We start from the raw sequence: 23,997 nt of genomic DNA on the forward strand, positions 1-23,997 counted from the left end.
TATTTTTTTACTGTTTGCCTGAAATGTCAGCTATAAGCGTTAAAAACATACATTTTCTGGCCAGAAATTAACAATCAACACTCTTTTATCTATAATTTACGTTCTATAACTATTTTATTGGGTCCGTAATGACAATTAGAAGCTATAAAGGTGTAGAGCCAAAAATCAATTTAAATACCTATATAGACGAGTCGGCTGTATTAGTTGGTCAAATTGAAGTTGGCGCCGATTCAAGTATCTGGCCATTAGTTGCCGCGCGCGGTGATGTTAACTATATAAAGATTGGCGAACGTACAAATGTACAAGATGGTTCGGTGCTTCATGTAACGCGTAAAAGTAATTCAGTGCCAAATGGCTATCCGTTAATTATTGGCGATGAAGTCACAATTGGTCACAAAGCCATGTTACATGGTTGCGTACTAGGAAACCGCATCTTAGTTGGTATGGGCGCAATTATAATGGATAACGCGGTGGTAGAAGATGATGTCATTATTGGTGGAGGATCATTGGTTCCACCGAATAAAACGTTAGAGTCAGGTTATTTATATGTAGGTAGCCCAGTTAAACAAGCCCGAAAGCTAACAGAAGCAGAATTAGCTTTCCTTAAAGTATCTGCTGATAACTACGTTATATTAAAGAATGAATACCTAGAAGAGCTATAATAGCTCTTCTACTTTTATCTCGCCTTGATCATTGTATAGTTCGTCTTCAATTGCGCTTTCAGCAATATCTTCGTAGTCGAACTTTTTAGTTTCAAAGTCTTTTATTGCGCTTTCTTTAGATTGCTTGGTTAAATAAAAGCAGGTAATCAACTGTCCACTTACCTGTGCAAAAAAGTTTATACGTTTTGTATCCTCTATATATTCAACGCGGTCGACAAACAAAATAGACTGGTTCATTACAAAATTCCTGATTTTAGCTTTGCAATCACATTATCGGTTAACGGCTTAACACCTCGCCACACAAAAAATGCCTCAGCGGCTTGCCCCACCAGCATGCCAGAACCATCTAGCGTTGTTGCGCTTGGGTTTATGCTTTTAACCCAATCATTAAATGATGTGCGTTGTTGGCTATAAAACATGTCATATGCCAGTTCACACTGGGCAACAAAACGCTTAGAAATTGGCGGTACATCGCCTGTTATACTTGCTGAAGTAGAGTTGATTACAATATCGTAATCAATTTCAGGTTCGTGCTCGAAGCCATAGGCATCGATATCACCATATTTTGCAAATTCGTCTCTTAAGGTTTGCGCTTTCGCTTTTGTTCTATTGATTACTGTTAGCTTAGCTGGATTTTGTTGTAATAGAGGTAGCAATGCTCCTCTTGCTGCGCCGCCTGCACCAATTACCAATACTCGCTTTGATTGCAGCGTAAAGTTATTACTTAAGATGTCGTTTACTAAGCCAATACCATCTGTGTTATCACCAAGCAACGAACCATCTGAGCTAACCTTTATTGTGTTAACTGCGCCCGCACATTTAGCTCGCTCCGAAAGTTCATCTACTAACGCAAATGCTTGCTCTTTGAATGGCACAGTCACATTTGCTCCCTTACCACCACGTGCGACAAACTGCTCTACCGATTCCTTAAAGCCGTCAATCGGTGCTAAGATTGCGCTGTATTCGATTTGCTGATTTAGTTGGCTGGCAAACTCACTGTGAATTTTCGGTGATTTTGAATGCTCTATCGGGTTTCCGAATACCGCGTATTTATCCATTAGTTTTCTCGCATTGAGTTAGAGTTATGAAACAAATTTTAAGACGTATGTTTGGCACGACACAAAAACAAGATAAATCTCATCAATCTCCCTCTCCTGAAAAAACACCTTATGAGTTAATAGGACAAGAACAGGGTGCCCGCGCGCTAGCTAATCGATTTTACGACATTATGGCTGAAGAGGAATACGCAAAACCATTATATGATATGCATCCTCAACCTTTAGATAGAATTAGACAAGTGTTTTTCGAGTTTTTATCAGGTTGGCTTGGTGGACCTGATTTATTCGTAGAGAAATACGGGCACCCTATGTTGCGAAAGCGTCATATGCCCTTTCCTATTGATCAAGACTTGCGAAACCAATGGATGTTTTGTATGAACAAAGCACTTGATATTGAAGTTGATAACCCCGTATTGCGCGAAGGGCTTAAACAATCACTAGCGCAACTTGCGACACATATGATTAATCAGGGACGTTAACACTCATCATTAGATTGCGTTAAATCAATGCAGCTTCGTTGTTAATTGCGCATACTCAGTTTACTTAGTGCTTGAGAAAACTGTTATGCGTCACCACTCTATTCAACACAAAATTTTTGCATTACTTACGCTTACGGGTATTTTGGTGCTGGTTGCTAGCCTGCTTACTGGGCAAAAGCAACAAAGCGAACTTGCTCATCAAACCATTGAGCAAAATATCAAAATACTTGCCGACAACTATTTTGATTCGATAAACACCATGATGCTTACTGGCACTATGGCAAACCGAGAAATTTTGCGTCAAAAAATACTCAGTGAAGAACAGATAAAAGATATCCATATCATTCGCGGAGATAAAATAAATAAATTTTTTGGCCCAGGTGAAGCTAATCAAGCACCACAAAACCAACAAGAAAACGAAGCTTTAAACGGCACCGAACAAATCCACTTTAGCAAAAGCGAAGACGGCAGTAATTTAATTACATACTTAAAACCAGTTGTTGCCAGCGAAAATTATCGCGGCACCAATTGTTTAGGTTGCCATCAAGCCACTGAAGGCGAAATACTCGGTGCGGTGAAGATCAGTTACTCGCTTGATAAAGTAGATGCGGCAGTTACTCGTAATTCATGGGTTAGCTTTGCCATTCTGACAACAATATTCGTTATTACCTTTGCTACACTTGGCTGGTTATTTAGAAAGTTCTTAATTGAACGTCTTCGTGTAATTGGCAAATCAATGCGCCTAGCATCGCAAAATAACGATTTAACCATTCATGTAGAAGATAAAATCAATGATGAACTTGGACGTTTAGCAAATAACTTTAATTTAATGATGGCTGCATTTAAGGGAAATATTAGTCAGTTATCAGAGTCGTCCAAGGTGCTTATTCACAGCGCTGAAAAAATTTATGCATCAGCTGAAACAACAGAACACGCAATCAACCAGCAAAAGCAAGGCACAGACTCAGTTGCCGCTGCAATTAACGAGTTAGAATCTTCGTCGTCTGAAGTACGCAATACCACACATTTTGCATCGGAGCGTTCAGATACCAGTAATCATCTTGCTGAAAACAGTTTAGAAATTGCTGAAAGCACAGAAGAGAGCATTAACGGCCTTGCGTTAGAAGTGCGCACTGCAGCAAAACAAGTCAGTGAGCTACAAAACCGCACATTAGAAGTTGGCAAAGTACTGGAAGTGATCAGTAATATTGCAGAGCAAACTAACCTACTCGCGCTAAACGCAGCTATTGAAGCTGCGCGGGCAGGTGAAGCTGGCAGAGGATTTGCCGTTGTTGCTGATGAAGTACGCACACTCGCAAATCGCACCCATGACTCAACCGATGAAATAAAACGCACCATTGAGAATTTACAATCTGAAGCGTTAGACACTGTAAATACCATGAATCGCTCTAGTGAGGATGCGGATCAGCGAGCAGAACAAGTAAAAAAAGTAGCGTTAGCACTAAAAGATATTTCAGAGCATATGAAAGAAATTAACCAACTGAATACGCAAATTGCCGATGCAACAGAACAGCAAAACTTAGCGGCAGAAGAAATTAATCAGAGTGTGATTGCAATAAGTGATAACGCAGATACCTCGCTTGTGGATGCTCATGAAAGCAAGCAAGTTAGTGAAAACTTATTGTCGCTAGCAAGAGAGCTTGATCAACAAGTACGTAAATTTAAATTATAAGCACAAAAAAGCCGCAGAATTGCGGCTTTTATTAACCTCATATTTTTATAAGAAACTCTGAGGTTATTATTAAATTTGCAACCAATCCTTTGGCGACAAGTAATTCTCGTAGAGGTTGGCTTCTAAGCTATTTGGCTCAGGTTTAAAATCATATTCCCAACGCGCAAGCGGCGGCATAGACATTAAAATAGACTCAGTACGACCGCCTGTTTGCAACCCAAATAGTGTTCCTCTATCCCATACCAAATTAAATTCCACATAACGGCCACGGCGATAGAGCTGGAATTCACGTTGTTGCTCGGTGTGTGGGAAGTCTTTACGTTTTTCTATGATTGGTAGGTATGCGTCTAGATAACCGTTGCCAACAGCACGCATAAAGGCAAAGCAGCGGTCAAAGCCCCACTCATTTAAATCATCAAAAAATAAACCACCTACGCCACGGGTCTCATCGCGGTGCTTTAAGTAAAAGTATTCGTCACACCACTTTTTGTAGTCATCATAAACGGTCTCACCAAATGGCAAACATAATTTACAGGCTTCTTGGTGCCAATGTTTTACGTCTTCAAGCACAGGGTAAAAAGGTGTTAAGTCAAAACCACCACCAAACCACCAAATTGGGTCTTCACCTTCTTTTTCAGCTATAAAGAAACGAACATTGGCATGTGATGTGGGTACATGAGGGTTTTTTGGGTGGATAACTAACGATACACCGCATGCATGAAAACTTCGACCAGCAAGTTCTGGGCGATGCGCAGTAGCAGAGGCAGGCATTGATTCACCAAAGACGTGCGAATAGTTTACGCCTCCCTGCTCAATTACCGCACCATTTCTAATCACGCGTGTACGACCACCACCACCTTCTTCGCGTTGCCAAGCGTCTTCGACAAATTTAGCGCTACCATCGGCTTGCTCTAAAGCATCACAAATTTTGTCTTGTAAGGCCAATAAAAACTCTTTTACTACTTCTAAGTTAACGTGCGACATAATTACTCTCTAAACAACTGACCTGTAAATGCATCTTTAATCTGGCTTGGTTTGGTGTTGCCACCAAGTGCACCTTCAACATAAGCTGATACTTTATCGCCAAATGCACTTTTTGCTTCTTCTAATGTTAAAACAGGATCTTGTCCCGTTAGATTTGCGCTTGTTGATACTAATGGTTTACCAAACTCTTGGCATAACTGTTTTACTACTGGATGAGCTGTGACCCGAACAGCGATTGTATCAAACTGCCCCGTTAGCCATTTTGGTGTACTTTTTTTCGCTGGCATTACCCAAGTTACTGCTGCTGGCCACGACGAAAATATATCAGCGCGTTTATCCATGGGTATTTTATCATCATCAACATAGTCTAACAGTTGACCATAATTATCAGCGATGAGGATTAACCCTTTTTCTACTGGACGTTGTTTTATATCTAATAGCTTCATTACCGCAGTTTCGCTGTCAGGATCACAACCCAAACCGTAAACGGCTTCTGTAGGGTAAACAATTACACCGTCACTTTTAAGTGCAGATACAATCGGGTTTTCTAATAACTCGTTACTCACAACTCACTCCAATTCATAACGAGACTTTGTGGTTACAATGCTTTTGTGGGCACTGTAACATTAAGCCTTTTGCTGTTTTTTTCTCAACCATCACTTGCCAACCGCATTCAGGACACGATTGTGCAACTGGTTTATTATTTATAATATATTTGCATTTGGGGTACCCCCCACAGGAGTAAAATGTTTTACCCGATTTATTGCTGCGTTCAACTAGCTCAGATTTATTGCAGCTAGGACAAATAGGTAATGACTCTTTCGATTCTTCTTGTGCGACATAATGGCACTCAGGAAAGTTTGTGCAGCCAATAAACATGCCAAAGCGGCCATTTTTTACTGCTAAAGGCGATCCACAAAGAGGACATTCGCTGCCATCAAGTACTTTAAGAAGTGTTTCATGGTGTTCGACTAATGGGCGAGTATAATCACAATTAGGATAATTATTACATCCAACAAAGGCACCTTTTTTACTGTGCTTCACACTCGTTTCAGAGCCACACTTCGGACACACTTCGTGCTCTTTTTCTAAAGCATGTTCGTGAACAGAAAATAAAGAATGGTCAATCTTGCTCATAATTGTCAAAACGCAGGCGTAATTTTCGCAGAATTATACCATGCAAGCCTTGGCAAGATGCAAATTTAAACATTCTCGCTAGTGAATAGTACCGTTTTGCTCTTCAAACAGCAGGTCTTCCATTTGCGCATAGGCAATTTCTTTGCCTGGCACGTTAAACAACACCATTAGCACAACCCACTTTAAATCATCTAACTCGATAATTTCTTTATCAAGCGCAAAAATACGATCGATCACCATCTCTCGCGTGGTTGTGTCAATAACCGAAATTTGCTCCAAAAACATTAAAAAGCCACGACAAGTCAGATCCAGTTTGTCGCATTCTTGTTGCGTATAAATACGTACTGACTTGCCAGGGACGCGATTTAAGTAAGGGCATTCGTCGCTGTGTTGTAAATCTGCTAATTGTTCAAGCCAATCGAGCGCTTTATAAATTTCTCGATGATTAAACCCGGCTCGTAATAATTCATCTGTTAATTCACTTTGTTCAACGAAAATCTCTGTTTCACTGTGAATATAGTTCTCAAACAAATACATGAGGATATCAAACATTTTCAACTCCTCCCTATTCGGGTATAACCATCTAGTACACGAACAACTTGACCAGATAGCTCTAGATCTAATAATCGGGATAGCAGTTCATCCATTTGAATCCCTGAAAGTTGTTGCAATTTATCTACCGACGTCACTTCAAAGGTTAGGTGATCTAAAACAGAATCTGAAATCACATTTTTTTCAGTTTCATCTACTTTATATAGACAACTTTTTGGTAAAACGCTTAATTCTGAAAAAATATCATCGCAATTCTCTATTAATTTAGCGCCTTGTTTTATTAACGCATGGCACCCTTTTGCCAGTTCGTTATACACAGAACCTGGTACAGCAAAGACTTCACGGTTTTGCTCTAGTGCATATTTGGCAGTAATTAATGAACCGCTTTTTTGCTCTGCTTCAACCACGATAGCCCCCATGCAAAGCCCAGAAATAATGCGATTTCTACGCGGAAAGTTTATCGCTTGGGCAGAGGTTCCAGGTTTATACTCTGAAATTAACAAGCCATGCTCTGAAATGCTCTCATACAATTTACTCGTACGTTTGGGGTAACATAGGTCAACGCCAGTACCGAGTACGGCAATGGTTTTACCCTTTGCTTGCAATGCGCCTCTGTGCGCACAACTATCAATACCTCGGGCCATGCCAGAAACAATACAGAATTTATTAATCGCAAGACTATGCGCTATATCAAAGCTGACTTGCCTGCCGGTTTCAGTTGCATTTCTAGAACCAACAATTGCCAACTTAGGTGAGTCAAGTAATTGGATATCACCTTTACAAAAAAGCACCAAGGGTGGAGCGGGAATTTCTTTTAGTAATGCAGGATAATCAGAATGATGTAAATGGATAATTTGAATGCTCAACGCTTTGCATTGTTGAATAATTGAATCAACTTGCTGCCATTCAAAAGTCTCAATTGCGGTGGCTACTGCAGATTTGAGTCCTAATTCGCATAGTTCGTTACACGAGCGAGAGAAAAGCGCCTCGAAGCTTGTATGCGTTAGTAACTGCTTAGCAGTTTGAAAGCCGATTCCTTTAATCAAATAAAAAGCGAGCCAATATTCAAGCTCGCTTCGTATATTTCTTTGCATCTTCCCTCCTTAGAAGACGCGCCAAATATTTTTAGTTATCTACATGGATTGTGTCGCCAACGCGAACAGGTTCTAATGTTTTAGTAACGATCGCATAACTTACTTTATCGTAAACTTTAAACACCATTAACTCGCCAACTTTCTCTTCTGGCATCTCCCATTCGCGGCTATCCTCTCCGTCACCAAAAATACTCATTGCACGCTCGTATGCTGAAGCAGAGTCTTTATATTCAGGTCCATCTCGACCTACTACAACTGTAGGTGATGCTCTACGAATGTCCAATATATGGCCAGGTTTAAGCGAATTAATCTCACCGCGGTTAATTACAACTACATCCATAGTGCTAAATTCACGTAGTTTAGAAGTAGTATCTATAATCGTTCCCGAGATTGCAGAATCAGGACGCTGCATCATAAAGAATGCCGGTAAGGTTTGCCCTTCTAATGCAGGCATTAAGAAGTCACCCTGGCGTACTTCTCGCTTAACATTTTTCACGCGAGCTGACGCAGGTACTGCATTTTCTGCATCACCGGTTCTAAATGCACGCCCAGTGCCTACCAAAATAGCTTCATGGCCCAGTACTTCGTCGGTATCAGGATCGATATAAGGGTCACCTTGACGATAGATGCCATAGTACTGAGAACGCTCCAAGTTACCTTTCACGTAAATAATATTGTCTGTCTTCATATTTTTTACGCTGTGATTTGCCCCCAAAACAACTGGCCTTGCATCGATATCTTCTTTATCTAACGCTTGCTCATAAGTTAAGAAAGGACGAATTACTTCCAAAGGTAACGTTGGAATAGCATCACCTTTTTTCATAGTTTTACGAACACCAGGAGATAATCGCTTAAATTTTTGATTAATCACAAGCATTGGTCGCCCCTGTGAATCATAAACTAATGACAGTTTATCACCTGGGTAGATAAGGTGAGGGTTATCAATTTGTGGATTAAGGCGCCATAACTCAGGCCATAACCATGGCTGATCAAGATAAATGGCTGAGATATCCCAAAGGGTATCGCCTTTTTCTACAACATATTCTTTCGGGGCGTCCTTTCTGATCTGAAGCACATCAGCAAGAGTTGGAAACGCCATAGTTAATGCGACTATCGCAGCTGTCAGCTTTTTGACCATAACTAGCTTCCTTGAGCTGTTTTTTATTATTATTTACTTAAACCTGTAAAAGGTGAAGACAAATGGCTAAAATAAAAACATATCATAATTTGATGATTTTCGCATAGTTAAAATTAAGGTAAATATGGCTATTTTAGAAGTTTTACGCTTTCCAGACGAGAGATTACGCACAGTCGCACAAGAAGTTGCGCAAATTAATGATGATACTAAGAAAATTGTATCAGACATGCTTGAAACCATGTATGACGAAAACGGCATTGGTTTAGCCGCAACGCAAGTTGATATCCACCAGCGCATCGTTGTTATTGATGTATCAGAAGAAGGTGATGAGCCTTTGGTGCTCATTAATCCAGAAATCATCAAAAAAGATGGCAGTAAAATTAGCGAAGAAGGCTGCTTATCTGTACCTGGTTCTTACGCAAAAGTAGACCGCGCAGAAACAGTTACAATTAAAGCGTTTGATGAGAATGGCAACCAATATGAAAAAGATGCCGATGGCTTGCTTGCTGTATGTATTCAACATGAGTTAGACCATCTTAAAGGCATACTTTTCATTGATTACCTTTCACCTTTAAAGCGCCAACGTATTCGTAAAAAGCTAGAAAAAGAAGCAAAATTAGCAGCACGTGCTGGCTAACCTACCTGGAGTTAAAACTTGAGCAAACCTTTAAAAATTGTATTTGCGGGTACCCCTGATTTTGCCGCACAGCACCTCGATGCTTTGATAAAATCGCACCATGATGTGATCGCCGTTTACAGTCGGGCAGATCGCCCAGCTGGACGCGGAAAAAAGCTAAAAGCAAGTGAAGTAAAACAACTTGCTTTAACCCATGACATTCCAGTGTACCAGCCAGAGAATTTTAAGTCAGACGATGCCAAGCAGCAGTTAGCTGATTTGAATGCGGATATTATGGTAGTGGTTGCGTATGGCCTACTACTATCAAAAGCAGTTTTGGAAACACCTAAACTAGGCTGTATCAATGTGCATGGTTCAATTTTACCTCGCTGGCGTGGTGCTGCACCGATTCAACGCGCTATCTGGGCTGGTGATGCCGAAACAGGTGTAACCATTATGCAAATGGATGAAGGTTTAGATACCGGTGATATGATTTCCATAACCACCTGTCCAATTGAGGCGGCAGATACAAGTGCAAGCCTTTACAGCAAGCTTGCTGAACTTGGTCCCACAGCACTCATCGACACGTTAGCCACAATTGCCGATGGCACTGCAACTCCTGAAAAGCAAAATGATGAGCTTGCCAACTATGCGAAAAAACTAAGCAAAGAAGAAGCGAATATCGATTGGCACATGCCAGCCCAACAAATCGAACGTAATATACGCGCATTTAACCCTTGGCCAATTTGTTTTACGCAAATGCAAGGAAACACTGTAAAGATATATGCTGCTCAATTAGTTGAAAACACTGGTAACCCAGGTGAAATATTAGCAGCTGATAAAACAGGCATTACCGTTGCGACCACTGAAGGCGCGCTAAAGATCACGCAGCTTCAACCACAAGGTAAAAAGCCAATGTCGGCACAAGATTTTTTAAATGGTCGTGCTGATTGGGTAGCGGTTGGTTCAACTTTAGGTGACAACAATGAGTAGTGTTCGAGCTTATGCAGCTGAAACACTGCATCTTGTGGTTGATAAAGGCCATTCATTGTCGCAAGTATTGCCAAGGTACTCTGATAAACTACCGCCAAAAGAGCGCCCGCTTTTACAACAACTTTGTTATGGTGTGTTACGCTACTTACCAAGCTTAGAAAACTACTGTTCTCACTTGCTTGAAAAACCACTAAAAGGCAAGCAGCGCCCATTTCAGTTTTTACTTTATGTCGGTATTTATCAGCTTCAGCATATGCGTATTCCAGCGCATGCGGCACTTGATGAAACAGTAAATGCGGTTAAACCAATGCGTGCACCAGGCCTTAAAGGTTTAGTAAACGCAGTACTTCGCAACTTTCAGCGCCGCCAAAGCGAGCTGGAAAATTTAGCCGACCAAATTGACGCCTGCAAATACAACCACCCTGGCTGGTTCTTGAATAAGCTAAAGGCTGCTTATCCTGATAACTGGCAAGATATTGTTGAAGCAAACCAAGTGCAAGCACCAATGTGGCTGCGCGTTAATGGCAACTACCGTTCGCCTAAAGAATACCGCGAATTATTGCAAGATGCAGATATTGAAGCACATTTAGTTGAACAATTTGATGATGCGTTAGTACTTGAAAATGCAGTTGATGTATTTAAATTACCAGGCTTCGAATTAGGCCATAGCTCAGTACAAGATGGTGCAGCGCAACTTGCAGCAAGATTACTCGAGCCACAAGATGGCGACAAAATTCTTGATGCTTGCGCAGCGCCTGGTGGTAAAACATGCCATATTTTGGAGCTAGCGGAGTGTGATGTTACTGCTCTTGACCACGACGCAACCCGTCTTGAGCGCGTACAACAAAACCTAGAACGTATCGGCCTAAGCGCGAAGCTAATTAGTGCAGATGCCAGTCAACCCGACGATTGGTGGAATGGTGAGCAATTTGATCGTATTTTGTTAGATGTCCCCTGCTCTGCAACTGGTGTAATTCGTCGTCATCCTGATATTAAGTGGTTACGCCGAGCGTCTGATATTGAGCAGCTAGCACAATTACAAAGGCAAATACTTGAGCAAATCTGGCCATTATTAAAATCTGGTGGCACATTGGTGTATGCAACATGCTCTGTTTTACCGGAAGAAAATACCAACCAGATAAAACAGTTTTTAGCACAGCATGCTGATGCTAAGCATATCGCACTCAATTTAGCAGATACCATCGAGCAACCAGGCTGGCAATTACTGCCAGATGAGCATGATGGCTTTTTCTACGCGAAAATTGAAAAATTATAATTAAGGCGAAGCTCGCCAACTAAGCGATTGACAGTATGAAAATTATCATTTTAGGTGCCGGACAAGTTGGCGGTACCTTAGCAGAAAACCTTGTCGGTGAGAAAAACGAAATCACCGTGGTTGATATTAACCGAGAAAAGCTACGCGTATTACAGGATAAATATGACCTGCAAGTCGTATCAGGCCACAGCGCTCACCCTGAAATATTACGCCAAGCAGGTGCTGAAGATGCCGATATGATTATCGCCGTTACCAGTTCTGACGAAGTTAATATGATTGCCTGTCAAATCGCTTACAGTATTTTTAATACGCCAACAAAAATTGCGCGTATTCGCTCAGAGCAATACCTCAAATATAAAGAGCAGCTATTCCACAATCATGACCTACCGGTTGACCACTACATTGCGCCAGAACAACTGGTGACCCATTACATTCATCGCTTAATCGACTACCCAGGAGCACTGCAAGTGCTGCAATTTGCCGAAGGTAAATTATCACTGGTAGCGGTAAAAGCGTATTACGGTGGTTTGCTTGTTGGTTATGCACTATCAGCACTAAAAAAACACATTCCTAATGTTGAAACACGCGTTGCGGCAATTTACCGAAAAGGTAGACCAATTAAACCGCTTGGTACTACCGTAATTGAAGCCGATGACGAAATCTTTTTCGTTGCAGCAACAAAACATATTCGTGCGGTCATGAGTGAACTGCAAAAGCTTGAACAATCGTACAAAAAAATAATGATTGTGGGTGGTGGTAATATCGGCGCAGGCCTTGCCCGTACGCTAGAAAAAAGCCACAGCGTAAAGCTAATTGAACGCAACCCAGAACGAGCAGAATACTTATCAGGCAGACTGGATCGTACCGTGGTTTTTTGTGGCGATGCATCAGACCAAGAACTGTTATCTGAAGAGCATATCGAACAAGTTGATGTATTTATTGCCGTTACTAACGACGATGAAGCAAACATCATGTCTGCCATGCTGGCAAAACGCATGGGCGCACAGAAAACTATGGTGTTAATTCAACGTGGCGCATACGTTGACCTAGTACAAGGAGGTGAAATTGATATTGCTATTTCTCCACAACAAGCAACTATTTCAGCCTTGCTAACACATGTCCGACGCGGTGATATTGTTAACGTATACTCGCTACGTAAAGGCGCAGCAGAAGCGATTGAAGCGGTTGCTCATGGTGATGAAAACACCTCGAAAGTTGTCGGCAGAGCAATTCAAGACATTAAATTACCAGCAGGCACAACCATTGGTGCAATCGTGCGAAACGATGATGTTTTAATTGCCCATGACGATACAGTGATCCTCTCTGGTGACCACGTCATTATGTTCCTTATCGATAAAAAGCAAATTCACGTAGTTGAAAAACTGTTCCAAGTAAGTGCTATTTTCTTATAAATTTAAAGTAAAAATAGCACTTCCTTGCAAAGGTTTATTTATAAGCATTTCATTATAATTTCTGTTTATTTATTAACCTTTCGTTACATTATTGACTATTTACTCTAACTTGGAGCTAATAGGGGTACACATGAATGTGTAATACTACTATTGGAGACAAGTGAATGAATAAAAAAATAAAATCGTTGCTACTGAGTGCACTCGCACTACCATTTGTTAGCGCTGCAGCAATGGAAACGACAAGCCAAGAGCGTTCAGTACAAATCGCTGAGCAAAAACGCGCTCTAGCTCTGTCATTTGCAGAAAACTACGCAAGGCTAAAACCAAGCATTTTAGCATCAACATCAAGTTATGATTTAACCATTGAGACCTCTGAGCTGTCGTTAGCAAATAAAGAGATTCACACTCTTAAACAAGTTGAAACTCGCATTCGATCGGCAAAAGGCCTACCGCATAACCCTAGCTCAATTACCCAGCTAAGAGTTGCTGACTCAAGCATGCTTAACTCGTTAATGTCTGAAACACCGTTATTTGCATGGGCACCAGCAGGTAATGAGAAATCATGGCAATTTATTGAAGCATTTGATACCCAAGGTAACACCTATCACTTACCCGTAAATGAACTACCTGAACGCCCTGTGTTAATTGTTGAGCTAGACAACAAACAAGCATTATCGGAAGGTATTTCTGTACTAAAAAAAGCGCTGAAACCATTTAGCAGCGAACCAAAATTAGCATTGAATTCAACAACTCAATCAACAACAAATCCAATTCAAACCTCGGTGCTTAAATCCATTCATTTACAACATGATGAAGAGCCATGGGTATCAGGTAAAGCGGAAGTGTATAGCATTGTTACTGGTGTGAGTCCGTCTCGTGATGAGCCAGTGCTAGATATTGTCGATATGCCTTATCTTGATTACGATGGCACTACCTATAACCCTAATCAAATTATCATTTATTGGGACCGCTACCGTTGGCAAGCTGCTGATATTTTAATGATGGAACAGGATGACAACACAAACTATAAAGAACTAGCGAGCCGCTTGCTTGACGTTGCGACCGAGATTCTTAAAGCGATTCCAGACCCTGAAGTACAAGGCTATGCCATCATCCCACAGTTAACCAATAAAGTACTAGCAGCAATGCCTGACTCATGGTTTACCAATGATGATGACTATGTGGATGTATATTACACTTTGTTTGAAGGTCAACGCTATTCAAATCACAAAGGCGCTAGCTCAAATGCAACCATCACACTTGAGCCATTAACTATTCAGCCGCGTTAATCAACAGAGTACATTTAAACCAGAACCAAAGAGCGTCAATGACGCTCTTTTTTGTTTTTTGAGAGAGTTAAAGTTAATCATTCTGACGCTTTTAAAAAGTGCGTCAAAATTCGTCCTTGAAGCAATATTTCATGCGCGTTGCGCAGTAATTTTCACCCCTGAAAAGCGTTCGCGCCTAGGGAAACTTCGTTAGGTCTGGAATCAGCAACATAAATATTAAGTCGTCCTGACGTTATATTCCGGCTCGAAATCCATTTCTCGCGTTCGGCCAGCTGTGAAACTTCCTTTCGGTCTGGAAGAGGCAACATAAATACTAAGTCGTCCTGACGCTATATTCCGGTTCGCCCATCCAAGGGCTCACATTCGGCTCTAGTCTTGCTGTGCGCACTCGCAAGCCTCAAGACGAGCCTTATCCACGCCAGAATGTTGGGGTGAATAGTACGAGTAATGTGAAGATTTCGAGTCGGCCAAATACCATAGCGAGTGTCAGAATCCATTTTGCTGTATCGGTGATATCACCAAAGTGCGCTGCTACATCGCCTAAGCCGGGGCCTAAGTTATTTAAGCATGCAGCAGTTGCTGAGAATGCCGTAATGTTGTCCATTCCCGTTGCTAATAAACACAGCATAATGATGACAAATACCAAAGCATACGCTGAGAAAAAGCCCCATACAGCTTCGACTACTTTATCAGGTAACGCTTTGCGCCCAAGCTTAATAGAGTAAATTGCACGTGGGTGTACCAAGCGATTTAACTCACGAATACCCTGTAAGTACAGCAGGAATACACGCACTACTTTCATCCCGCCACCTGTTGAGCCTGCACAACCGCCAATAAAGCTTGAAAAAATAAGTAGGATAGGTAAAAACAGCGGCCACTGTGAGAAGCTATCGGTGGCAAAACCAGCCGTAGTACTAATTGAAACTGCTTGGAAAAGCGCTTGATCAAACGCTTGATCAGTCGAGGTATAAATACCCGCAGAAGTAAGCACAAAGAAACACAAAAGCACTAAACATGTTTGAATAAATAGGAATACTTTGAGCTCTGGGTCACGCCAATAAACACGAAAGTTTTTATTAGCTACTGCCGCATAATGCAGTGAAAAGTTCACGGCAGCGATTAATAAAAACACCACACAAATAATATTAATTAGTGGACTATTAAAATGGCCAATTGATGCATCATAGGTAGAAAAGCCCCCTATCGCAATAGTCGAAAAAGCATGACAAATGGCATCAAACCAATTCATCCCTGCCGCCCAATACGCCAAAGTACAGGCTGCAGTAAGTGATACATAAATGTACCAAAGGTGTTTTGCTGTATCGGCAATGCGCGGGGTCATTTTAGAATCTTTTACAGGCCCCGGTGTTTCAGCGCGGTAAAGCTGCATGCCACCTACACCAAGCATTGGCAGTACAGCGACGGCAAGTACGATGATACCCATACCACCAAGCCATTGCAGTTGCTGACGATAGAATAAAATCGCTTTCGGTAAATATTCAATACCCGTTAGAACAGTCGCCCCTGTGGTGGTAAGGCCCGAGAATGACTCAAACACCGAATCAGCTATAGATAGATTAGGTTCTTCTAAAAAGATCAGTGGTAACGAACCAAAGCTGCCCAGTACCAACCAAAATAAAACCACAATTAAGAAGCCTTCACGGGCTTTCAAATCCCCTCTTTGCTTACGGTTTGGGTAATAGGCAATTAGGCCGATAATGATACTGAAGACAAATGCCAGAACAAACGGCACACCACCACCATCTTTATAGATAAGCGAAACGAGCGCAGGCGGGATCATGGTGATACTGAATAAGGCAACTAACTGCCCTAAAATTTTAATTATTGTTCTGTATTGCATTACAAGAGTAAGAAACGAGCTATTTTAAGCTATTCTCTTACTGTTTTACTTTTAACTCAACAGCGCCATTGGATATTTCATAAATATCTTTTATTGCTTGCTCTGCATTTCGCTCATCTATCGCAATCTGCCATGCAATATTGGCGGAAAATTCTTTTTTAATATTACTGCCACTAAACTGGCTATTAATGTGCTGTTCAATTACGCCTTGTAGTGCATAACTCGATTCGCCAAGTAACGTCACCATAGGTACGCGAGTTAACAACTCAATATCACTCAATGCATTATTAAGCGAACCACCATATGCCCGCACCAGACCACCCGTGCCTAGCTTAATACCACCAAAATAACGTGTGATTACAGCGGTGATTTCTCCCAAGCCTGAGCCCATCAGCACATTCAACATTGGCTTGCCCGCCGTACCATTGGGTTCACCATCGTCAGAAAAACCCAACACATGACTGCCGCCAGGCTCGCCCGCTACATGTGCCCAACAGTTGTGACGCGCATCTGGGTATTCTTGATTGATACTTTTAATAAACGCTTTCGCATCGGTAATAGTTGGCGTATGCGCAATGTGCACAATAAACGTGCTTTTTTTAATTTCTTCACGATACAAGGTTCGTGTTGCTGGGTACTGGTATTCTTGAGTCATAACTTACAAAATAAAAAGGAGCCGAATGGCTCCTTAAAGTGTATCACTTGCTAATTAGATTAAGCTAAACCTAAATCGCGTGTCATATTTTCATTGCGGTCTTGGTGCACAATCACATTATCTTCAATACGAATACCACCAAATGGCTTAAACGACTCAACGGTTTTCCAATTGATATACTGATTGTTATCTGTTTGCGCCAAGTCGGCTAACAGTGAATCAATAAAGTACAGACCAGGTTCAATGGTAAACACTTGGTTCGCTTCAATTAAGCGCGTACAACGTAAAAATGGATGCCCCTCCGGTGGCGCTTGATGTGTACCGCGAGTATCTGCCATAAAGCCACCCATATCGTGCACTTGTAAACCTAAATGGTGGCCTAAACCATGTGGGAAGAAGGTCTTTGTAATGCCTTTTTCAACAATGGCATCAGCCGATAAGTTAACAATATTAAAGTCACTTAGAACTTGCGCTACTCGTTGATGGCAATCTAAATGAAGCTCACCGTACTTGATGCCTGGCTTTAACCCTTCACATAATGCTTGTTGGTGCATATTCATCGCACTCACTAACTCTGCAAACTGACCTTGCTGTTTAAAGTCATAAGTACGCGTAATATCAGCCGCATAACCGTTGAAATTTGCACCCGCATCAATCAAAAATGATAAATGTTGATCGGGCTTCGCAATATCTAAATGAGTGTAATGTAAAATCGCGCAGTTTTTGTTAAGGGCAACAATATTACCGTAAGGCATTTGGTTTTCAGTATGCTGCGTTGCCACAAGATACGCATGCTGAATTTCGTACTCCGAACCACCAGCAAAAAATGCGTCGCGCGCCGCTGTATGTCCAAGTACCGCTAAACGGTTTGCTTCGCGTAAACAAACTAGCTCGTAATCTGTTTTATAAGCACGGTGGTAGTGTAAGTAGTTTAAAACGCCTTCAGGGTTAATTGCGTTAAACCCTAACGCTTTCGCTACTTCAATATACTCACCAATATAAGCAAACCCTTCTTTATCATAAGGCAGTAATTGCTCAACTTGCTCTGGAGATTTTAATAAACAAATATCAAAGTATTCAGCCCAGAATTCATTTGGCTCATCTGGCACTTTATGCCAAAAGTCTACGGGGCGGTAGAAAATCAATTTTGGCTTATCAACGCCGTTTACCACTAACCAGCAATGAGGATTATCAATCACAGGTAGCCAAGCTTTAAACTGCGGATTTACTTTAAATGGGTAATCCATATCATCTAAGAATTGGCGTTTTGCTTGACCTGAGTGAATGATCAGACCATCAAGTCCTTCACGCGCTAAAACATCTTTGGTACGTGACTGTAAGGTTGCTATATGCGCTGCATAAGTTGTTGAAAGTTTATCCATTATTAATCCAGTTCAGTGTGTTCTAAAAACAAGTGTATCATCTTGGTCCACCATTCTTAAGGGGTGGACAAAAATCGAAAACACTTACTCTGTAAATTGATTAGCAATATATTTGCCAAAACTACCTTTTGATTTTCATTGAAATGAGTTCATCAAATAGGTTTTCTTTATTGCCTGAGCGCGTTGCATACACTTGACGATAAGCGTAAACATTTTTTACGTACTCACGTGTTTCACGATACGGTATTGCTTCAACCCATAGATCAAAATCGACCGCTTCTTGAGGTAACCAACGTTTCACTTTGTGATAACCCGCGTTATACGAGGCTGTCGCAATCACCTCGTTACCTTTACTTTTTTTCTTTAAATACTTGAGATACTGCGTACCCAAGCGAATATTAATATGAGGCTTTTTAAGTTGATTACGGCTGACGCTGCCTTTATTTACGTAGCGTGCGGTGCTTGGCAATAACTGCATTAAACCAATTGCCCCCGCGCTTGAATGAGCATCTGAGGCAAATGAGCTTTCACGTCGTGAAATCGCATAAGCCCATGTTTTATCAACCTTACTACGGCTACTAAACCGCTCAAACTGATCGCTGTAAGGCGTAGGAAAACGGAAATCAAGCATATTGTAAGCCTTTAGTTGGCTCATCACGCGAATAACACTATCATGCCACCCCATATCATTCGCTAAACTGGCTGCCGCTAGCTTTTCATCATCGGTAGAGCCTGCAATTAGCGAATTCCATTCACGGCGCGCTGAATAAAAACGATCTAGTTCATACAATGCTTTTGCTCGTTTAAAACCAGGGCTTTCACTAACAAGTTTTTGTGTTTGAGGATCAACAACCACGGGTTGGTATTCAAGCGAAACCGCTAAATCTAACCGTGATGCCGCTAAAAAGCCGTAGTAATCGCGCTTTTGGGCTAGCTCTTTCCACAACTGATTAGCTCGCTGTGTGTCACCAATCTTATGATATGCATATGCCAACCAGTATCGATAACCGTTATTCAGTGTTTTTCCCGTTGAATAGGCAATAATCCCTTGCCAATCTTGCTCGCGCAACATATTACTAAGCTGCCATTGCATTAGCTTGCTATCGTGTCTTTCTGGCGCCACTTTATTTAAGTAAAACTTTGCTTCTTTATGTTTTCCCGACGCCAACGAAAGCGCAAAAATATAATACAACGACTGTTTTTGTTGCTCGTTATAATCGAACATGGTTTCAAGCTTTTGCCATGCACGAATCGCTAAATCGCGATCGCGCCAAACCAAACGTTTAACGCCATAAAGTGCTATTTGGCCTTCTTTATCGGTACGCTTTTTGAAGCGATAAAGTCCGGCGGCGGCGGATGGATCTCGTCGTACTGTTTTATACAAATCAGCCAAGTAACGCTCGTTCTTCGGTAGCAAACGACTCAGATAGGCTAACAAACTGGTATTGCCTTTCTCCGATACCTTGGTAATACGTTGCCACACCAGTTCTTGATTTAAATGCCCTGCTTTTTTCCATTTTGAAAAAAGCACATCACATTCTTTAGGCTGTGATTTAGCAACGCTCCAAAGCTCATCCACTTGGTTAAAAATGGCCTCTTTGGGTGCACCAAGTTGTAACTGATAGTTTAGATAGGTGCATTGATACTCCGCTTTTCTGGTCGGACGATAAGCGTCGATATAAAGTGCTTTTTTATTGCTTTTCTTTAAATTATCTAACCATGCGTAACGCACTTTCCACTCAAGTGGAGTGCCTTGATAGGTATCTAAAAACTTTTTAATTTCTTGCTGGTTAGCAAGCCATGGTGAATTAGCGAGATAAGTGGCCTCAGCATAAGGCGCTAGCGGATGTGACGACTGTTTTAGCGCACGATAAAAATCACGCTTATCATTTTTCTTGGCGAGCTTTTCAAGTGCCAAGAAGTCTTTGTGCGCGGCTTTATCCGCGCTTGCGTTCAACGCTGAAGAAGAAAGTACCAAGCTAACAAGCGCTGTTAAAATCACCGATTTTTTCACTGTTTTGCTCTCTTTACCACAGAAATAAAAGGCGCTGTGGTTATCTATTTAAATAAATTTAAAAATGCGCTGCATAATTCTAGCGTTTACGCTAACTGCAGTAATGCCATCTTAATCAATGCAAACCTAAACGTCAGCCTTTTAAGCTTAATCCCCTTATTGATACGACCACTGACAACACTTACGTTAATTTTTTTGTCCGGTTTTTAATCTTATGTAAAAAGCCAACTAAAATTTTAATTGCAATTTAATCGCAAAGAAGCGACACTGCGTAAAAACCAAACTCATCGTACCAGTTGCGGTGCGAGAAATTAGGGAGCAATAATATGCTATTTCAAAGCGAATCTTTTCAGGTTGCTTTTGTTAAAGACAACATTGCTGAGTTTAAGTTCTGTGTTCCAGGCTCAGTAAATAAGCTTTCTCAGCAAACTCTTAGCGACTGTGGCGCTGCATTAAAAGAGCTAGCTGCTAACAAAGACATTAAAGGTATGATTTTCACCAGTGATAAAGATCACTTTATTGTTGGTGCTGACATTTTTGAATTTTTACCTACCTTTAAAAAATCTGAAGAAGAACTAACTCAGTGGATTAAAAATGCCACTGACGTTTTCGACCTACTCGAAGATTTACCTTTCCCAACTATTTCAGCAATCAATGGCATGGCCCTTGGTGGTGGTTGTGAATGGGTACTTGCTACTGACTTCCGCGTAGCGAGTGAAGAATTAAAAATGGGCTTACCTGAAGTTAAACTAGGCATTATGCCGGGCTTTGGTGGTACTGTTCGTCTACCGCGTATTATCGGTGCAGATAATGCGATGACGTGGATTACAACAGGTAAAGAACACCGTGCTAAGCAAGCGCTTGCTGTAGGTGCAGTTGATGCCGTTGTAGCAAAAGACAAACTGGTTGACTCAGCTATCAAAATGGTTGAGCTTGCGGCAAACGGTAAACTTGATTGGCAAGCAAAACGCCAAGCAAAGTTAGACCCACTTGCAATGAACCAAATGGAACAAGGCATGAGCTTTGCGACAGCGCAAGGCATGGTATTTGGTAAAACTAAAGGCCATTACCCTTCTCCGCTAATGGCTGTTGCAACGATTAAAACGGCTGCAAACCACGGCCGTGCTGAAGCTATGGCAATTGAGAATATAAATTTTGCAAAGCTAGCTAAAACTGATGAAGCAGCGGCGCAAGTAGGTATTTTCCTAGCAGACCAATTTATTAAATCTAAAGCTCGCAAACTTGCTAAAAACAGTTCAACTGATATCAAGCAAGCTGCTGTATTGGGTGCAGGTATTATGGGTGGCGGTATTGCATACCAGTCTGCTTATAAAGGCACGCCAATCATTATGAAAGACATCAACCAAGCTGCCCTTGATCTTGGTATGCAAGAAGCATCAAAACTGCTTGGCAATAAAGTTCAACGCGGTCATATGAAGCTTGAGCAAATGGTTGCAACTTTAGGCGCAATCAAACCAACGCTAAGCGATGACGATGTTAAAAAAGCAGACATCATTGTTGAAGCGGTTGTTGAAAATCCAAAGATTAAACAAGCTGTTCTTTCTCAACTAGAAAAAGACATGCCTGAAGGCACAGTGCTAACATCAAATACTTCAACAATTCGTATTGATGAATTAGCAAGTGCACTTGAAAAACCAGAAAATTTCTGTGGTATGCACTTCTTTAACCCTGTTCACCGTATGCCACTAGTTGAAATTATTCGCGGTGAAAAAACATCTGACGAAACCATTAATGCCGTTGTTGATTACGCATTAAAACTTGGTAAGTCACCGATTGTTGTAAATGACTGCCCTGGCTTCTTTGTAAACCGTGTTCTTTTCCCTTACTTTGCCGGTTTTAACCAATTAGTGGTTGAAGGTGCTGATTTTGCGAAAGCAGATAAAGTAATGGAAAACGTGTTTGGCTGGCCAATGGGCCCTGCTTACCTACTTGATGTTGTTGGTCTTGATACAGCAAATCACTGTACAGGTGTAATGGCAGACGGTTTCCCTGAGCGTATGGCTGAACAAGAAAAAGATCCTGTTGCACTGCTTGTTAAAGAAGGTCGTTTTGGTCAGAAGAACGGTAAAGGTTTTTACCAATATGCACCTGACCGTAAAGGTAAGCCTAAGAAAGCAAAAGATGCAGATGCAATTGCGCTACTAAGCACTATTTGCGATGCACCTAAGGAGTTTAGCAAAGAAGAAGTCATCGACCGTTGTATGATCCCTATGCTGAACGAAGTACTTCTGTGTTTACAAGAAAACATTGTTGCTTCACCACAAGAAGCAGATATGGCGCTTATTTACGGCTTAGGCTTCCCTCCATTCAGAGGTGGTGCTTTCCGTTATTTAGACCAAATTGGGTTAGCTAACTTTGTAGCAAAAGCGGATCAATACGCACACTTAGGTGCGATTTACCAAGTTTCTGATATCACGCGTCAGTGGGCAGAAGAAGGTCGTCAATTTTATTCAGTAGAGGGTGCATAATATGAAAACACCAGTAATTGTTGATTGTATTCGTACACCTATGGGTCGTTCTAAAAACGGTGTTTTTAGAAACGTACGTGCCGAAGATTTAAGTGCACAACTAATGAAAGGGTTAGTTGAACGTAACCCTGCTTTAAATCCAGCTGATATTAATGATATCTACTGGGGTTGTGTGCAACAAACCCTAGAACAAGGCTTTAACGTTGCGCGTAATGCGCAGCTGTTAGCAGGTATTCCTCACAGCGTACCAGCCACTACGGTTAACCGTTTATGTGGTTCATCAATGCAAGCATTACATGATGCAGCACGTGCAATTATGACTGGCTGTGGTGATGTTTATCTAGTTGGTGGTGTTGAACACATGGGTCACGTACCAATGAACCACGGTGTGGATTTCCACCCAGGATTATCAAAATCAGTAGCACAAGCTGCAGGCATGATGGGTTTAACTGCTGAATACCTAGGTAAGCAGCACGGCATCTCTCGTCAGCAACAAGATGAGTTTGCAGCACGCTCGCATGCACGCGCTCACGCAGCAACCGTTGAAGGTCGTTTCAAAAATGAAATCTACCCGATTACTGGCCACGATGCTGACGGTGCAATGATTTTAGTTGAAGACGATGAAGTTATTCGTCCTGAAACAACTGTAGAAGGCCTGTCACAACTTCGCCCTGTGTTTGACCCAGCAAATGGTACTGTAACAGCTGGTACATCATCAGCGCTTTCAGACGGTGCATCTGCAATGCTTATTATGAGCGAAGAAAAAGCTAACGAACTTGGCTTAACTATTCGTGCAAAAGTAAAAGCCATGGGTGTTGCTGGTTGCGATCCATCAATTATGGGTTACGGCCCTGTTCCAGCTTCTAAAAAGGCTTTAAAAGCTGCAGGCTTAACTATTGATGATATTGATGTAGCAGAGCTTAATGAAGCATTTGCGGCACAAGCTTTACCGGTACTGAAAGACTTAGGTTTAACTGATGTGGTTGACGCAAAAGTTAACCTAAACGGTGGTGCAATTTCACTTGGTCACCCACTTGGTTGTTCAGGTACACGTATCAGCACAACGCTTATTAATCTTATGGAAGACAAAGACGCAAAATATGGTCTTGCAACAATGTGTATTGGTTTAGGCCAAGGCATCGCAACTATTTTTGAACGCCCGTAAGATTTAAACAAAAACCGATTTATTCTTGGTGATAAGGCGCTGTCTCGA

The 23,997-nt window shown here is 41.5% G+C and carries 22 protein-coding genes; 10 read left to right on the top strand and 12 right to left on the bottom strand.

Going from position 1 to position 23,997, the window contains the following annotated elements; all coding sequences use genetic code 11:
* Positions 1–128 precede the first annotated feature (128 nt).
* Complete coding sequence (locus tag L1068_RS15755; RefSeq protein ID WP_237131014.1) at positions 129–662, top strand: gamma carbonic anhydrase family protein; 534 nt, start codon at positions 129–131, stop codon at positions 660–662.
* On the opposite strand, the gene L1068_RS15760 is transcribed toward L1068_RS15755, so the two are convergent.
* Together L1068_RS15760 and aroE are read right to left on the bottom strand one after the other, a co-directional pair.
* Positions 657–899 (bottom strand): DUF1488 domain-containing protein, encoded by a 243-nt coding sequence (locus tag L1068_RS15760; RefSeq protein ID WP_237131015.1) that lies wholly within the window; start codon positions 897–899, stop codon positions 657–659. The genes L1068_RS15755 and L1068_RS15760 overlap by 6 nt on opposite strands.
* Positions 899–1,720 carry a shikimate dehydrogenase gene (aroE, locus tag L1068_RS15765; RefSeq protein ID WP_237131016.1) on the bottom strand — a complete coding sequence of 274 codons (822 nt, stop codon included), beginning with the start codon at positions 1,718–1,720 and terminating at the stop codon, positions 899–901. The genes L1068_RS15760 and aroE overlap by 1 nt, the downstream gene beginning before the upstream one ends.
* A 26-nt stretch (positions 1,721–1,746) precedes the next feature.
* Between aroE and L1068_RS15770 the strand changes: the two genes are divergently transcribed.
* Positions 1,747–2,199 carry a group II truncated hemoglobin gene (locus L1068_RS15770; RefSeq protein WP_237131017.1) on the top strand — a complete coding sequence of 151 codons (453 nt, stop codon included), beginning with the start codon at positions 1,747–1,749 and terminating at the stop codon, positions 2,197–2,199.
* Positions 2,200–2,284: 85 nt separating this feature from the next.
* Positions 2,285–3,892 (top strand): methyl-accepting chemotaxis protein, encoded by a 1,608-nt coding sequence (locus L1068_RS15775; RefSeq protein ID WP_237131018.1) that lies wholly within the window; start codon positions 2,285–2,287, stop codon positions 3,890–3,892.
* Positions 3,893–3,961: 69 nt separating this feature from the next.
* Here L1068_RS15775 and hemF read toward each other — a convergent pair whose 3' ends face one another.
* The 6 genes from hemF to L1068_RS15805 form a co-directional block, all read right to left on the bottom strand.
* Positions 3,962–4,876, bottom strand: a complete 915-nt coding sequence (hemF, locus tag L1068_RS15780; protein WP_237131019.1) for an oxygen-dependent coproporphyrinogen oxidase — start codon at positions 4,874–4,876, stop codon at positions 3,962–3,964.
* Between the two features lie 2 nt (positions 4,877–4,878).
* Positions 4,879–5,442, bottom strand: a complete 564-nt coding sequence (locus L1068_RS15785) for an L-threonylcarbamoyladenylate synthase (RefSeq protein WP_237131020.1) — start codon at positions 5,440–5,442, stop codon at positions 4,879–4,881.
* A gap of 13 nt (positions 5,443–5,455) precedes the next feature.
* The gene (locus L1068_RS15790) at positions 5,456–6,013 is read right to left on the bottom strand and encodes a topoisomerase DNA-binding C4 zinc finger domain-containing protein (protein WP_237131021.1); all 558 of its coding nucleotides are present in this window, start codon (positions 6,011–6,013) and stop codon (positions 5,456–5,458) included.
* Between the two features lie 78 nt (positions 6,014–6,091).
* A complete protein-coding gene (locus L1068_RS15795; RefSeq protein WP_010561289.1) occupies positions 6,092–6,565 on the bottom strand; it encodes a DUF494 family protein in 474 nt (157 codons plus the stop codon).
* A 2-nt stretch (positions 6,566–6,567) separates the two neighbouring features.
* Entirely contained in the window at positions 6,568–7,659 is a 1,092-nt protein-coding gene (dprA, locus tag L1068_RS15800) for a DNA-processing protein DprA (protein WP_237131022.1), read from the bottom strand.
* A gap of 31 nt (positions 7,660–7,690) precedes the next feature.
* Complete coding sequence (locus L1068_RS15805) at positions 7,691–8,797, bottom strand: LysM domain-containing protein (RefSeq protein WP_237131023.1); 1,107 nt, start codon at positions 8,795–8,797, stop codon at positions 7,691–7,693.
* A 124-nt stretch (positions 8,798–8,921) separates the two neighbouring features.
* On the opposite strand from L1068_RS15805, the gene def reads away from it, so the two are divergent.
* The 5 genes from def to L1068_RS15830 all read left to right on the top strand — a co-directional run bounded on the left by def (position 8,922) and on the right by L1068_RS15830 (position 14,383).
* Positions 8,922–9,434 (top strand): peptide deformylase, encoded by a 513-nt coding sequence (gene def, locus L1068_RS15810; RefSeq protein WP_237131024.1) that lies wholly within the window; start codon positions 8,922–8,924, stop codon positions 9,432–9,434.
* An 18-nt stretch (positions 9,435–9,452) separates the two neighbouring features.
* Complete coding sequence (gene fmt / locus L1068_RS15815) at positions 9,453–10,406, top strand: methionyl-tRNA formyltransferase (protein ID WP_237131025.1); 954 nt, start codon at positions 9,453–9,455, stop codon at positions 10,404–10,406.
* A complete protein-coding gene (rsmB, locus tag L1068_RS15820) occupies positions 10,390–11,682 on the top strand; it encodes a 16S rRNA (cytosine(967)-C(5))-methyltransferase RsmB (RefSeq protein ID WP_237131026.1) in 1,293 nt (430 codons plus the stop codon). Before fmt ends, rsmB begins: the two co-directional genes overlap by 17 nt.
* A gap of 35 nt (positions 11,683–11,717) precedes the next feature.
* Positions 11,718–13,094, top strand: coding sequence for a Trk system potassium transporter TrkA (gene trkA / locus L1068_RS15825; protein ID WP_237131027.1), 1,377 nt, complete (start codon positions 11,718–11,720; stop codon positions 13,092–13,094).
* 164 nt (positions 13,095–13,258) lie between these two features.
* Entirely contained in the window at positions 13,259–14,383 is a 1,125-nt protein-coding gene (locus L1068_RS15830; RefSeq protein ID WP_237131028.1) for a DUF3103 family protein, read from the top strand.
* A gap of 409 nt (positions 14,384–14,792) precedes the next feature.
* Here the strand turns inward: L1068_RS15830 and L1068_RS15835 are convergent, their stop codons facing one another.
* The 4 genes from L1068_RS15835 to L1068_RS15850 form a co-directional block, all read right to left on the bottom strand.
* Positions 14,793–16,244, bottom strand: a complete 1,452-nt coding sequence (locus L1068_RS15835) for a TrkH family potassium uptake protein (protein ID WP_010561297.1) — start codon at positions 16,242–16,244, stop codon at positions 14,793–14,795.
* A 37-nt stretch (positions 16,245–16,281) separates the two neighbouring features.
* The gene (locus L1068_RS15840; RefSeq protein WP_237131029.1) at positions 16,282–16,899 is read right to left on the bottom strand and encodes a YigZ family protein; all 618 of its coding nucleotides are present in this window, start codon (positions 16,897–16,899) and stop codon (positions 16,282–16,284) included.
* A gap of 59 nt (positions 16,900–16,958) precedes the next feature.
* Entirely contained in the window at positions 16,959–18,281 is a 1,323-nt protein-coding gene (gene pepQ / locus L1068_RS15845) for a Xaa-Pro dipeptidase (protein ID WP_237131030.1), read from the bottom strand.
* Between the two features lie 121 nt (positions 18,282–18,402).
* Positions 18,403–20,295, bottom strand: a complete 1,893-nt coding sequence (locus tag L1068_RS15850) for a transglycosylase SLT domain-containing protein (protein ID WP_237131031.1) — start codon at positions 20,293–20,295, stop codon at positions 18,403–18,405.
* A 326-nt stretch (positions 20,296–20,621) separates the two neighbouring features.
* Between L1068_RS15850 and fadB the strand changes: the two genes are divergently transcribed.
* Positions 20,622–22,784, top strand: coding sequence for a fatty acid oxidation complex subunit alpha FadB (gene fadB, locus L1068_RS15855; RefSeq protein ID WP_237131032.1), 2,163 nt, complete (start codon positions 20,622–20,624; stop codon positions 22,782–22,784).
* A 1-nt stretch (position 22,785) separates the two neighbouring features.
* Positions 22,786–23,949, top strand: a complete 1,164-nt coding sequence (gene fadA, locus L1068_RS15860) for an acetyl-CoA C-acyltransferase FadA (protein ID WP_237131033.1) — start codon at positions 22,786–22,788, stop codon at positions 23,947–23,949.
* The last annotated feature ends 48 nt before the right edge of the window (positions 23,950–23,997 follow it).

This window comes from Pseudoalteromonas sp. MMG024 (assembly GCF_021654175.1).
Taxonomy (GTDB): Bacteria; Pseudomonadota; Gammaproteobacteria; order Enterobacterales; family Alteromonadaceae; genus Pseudoalteromonas.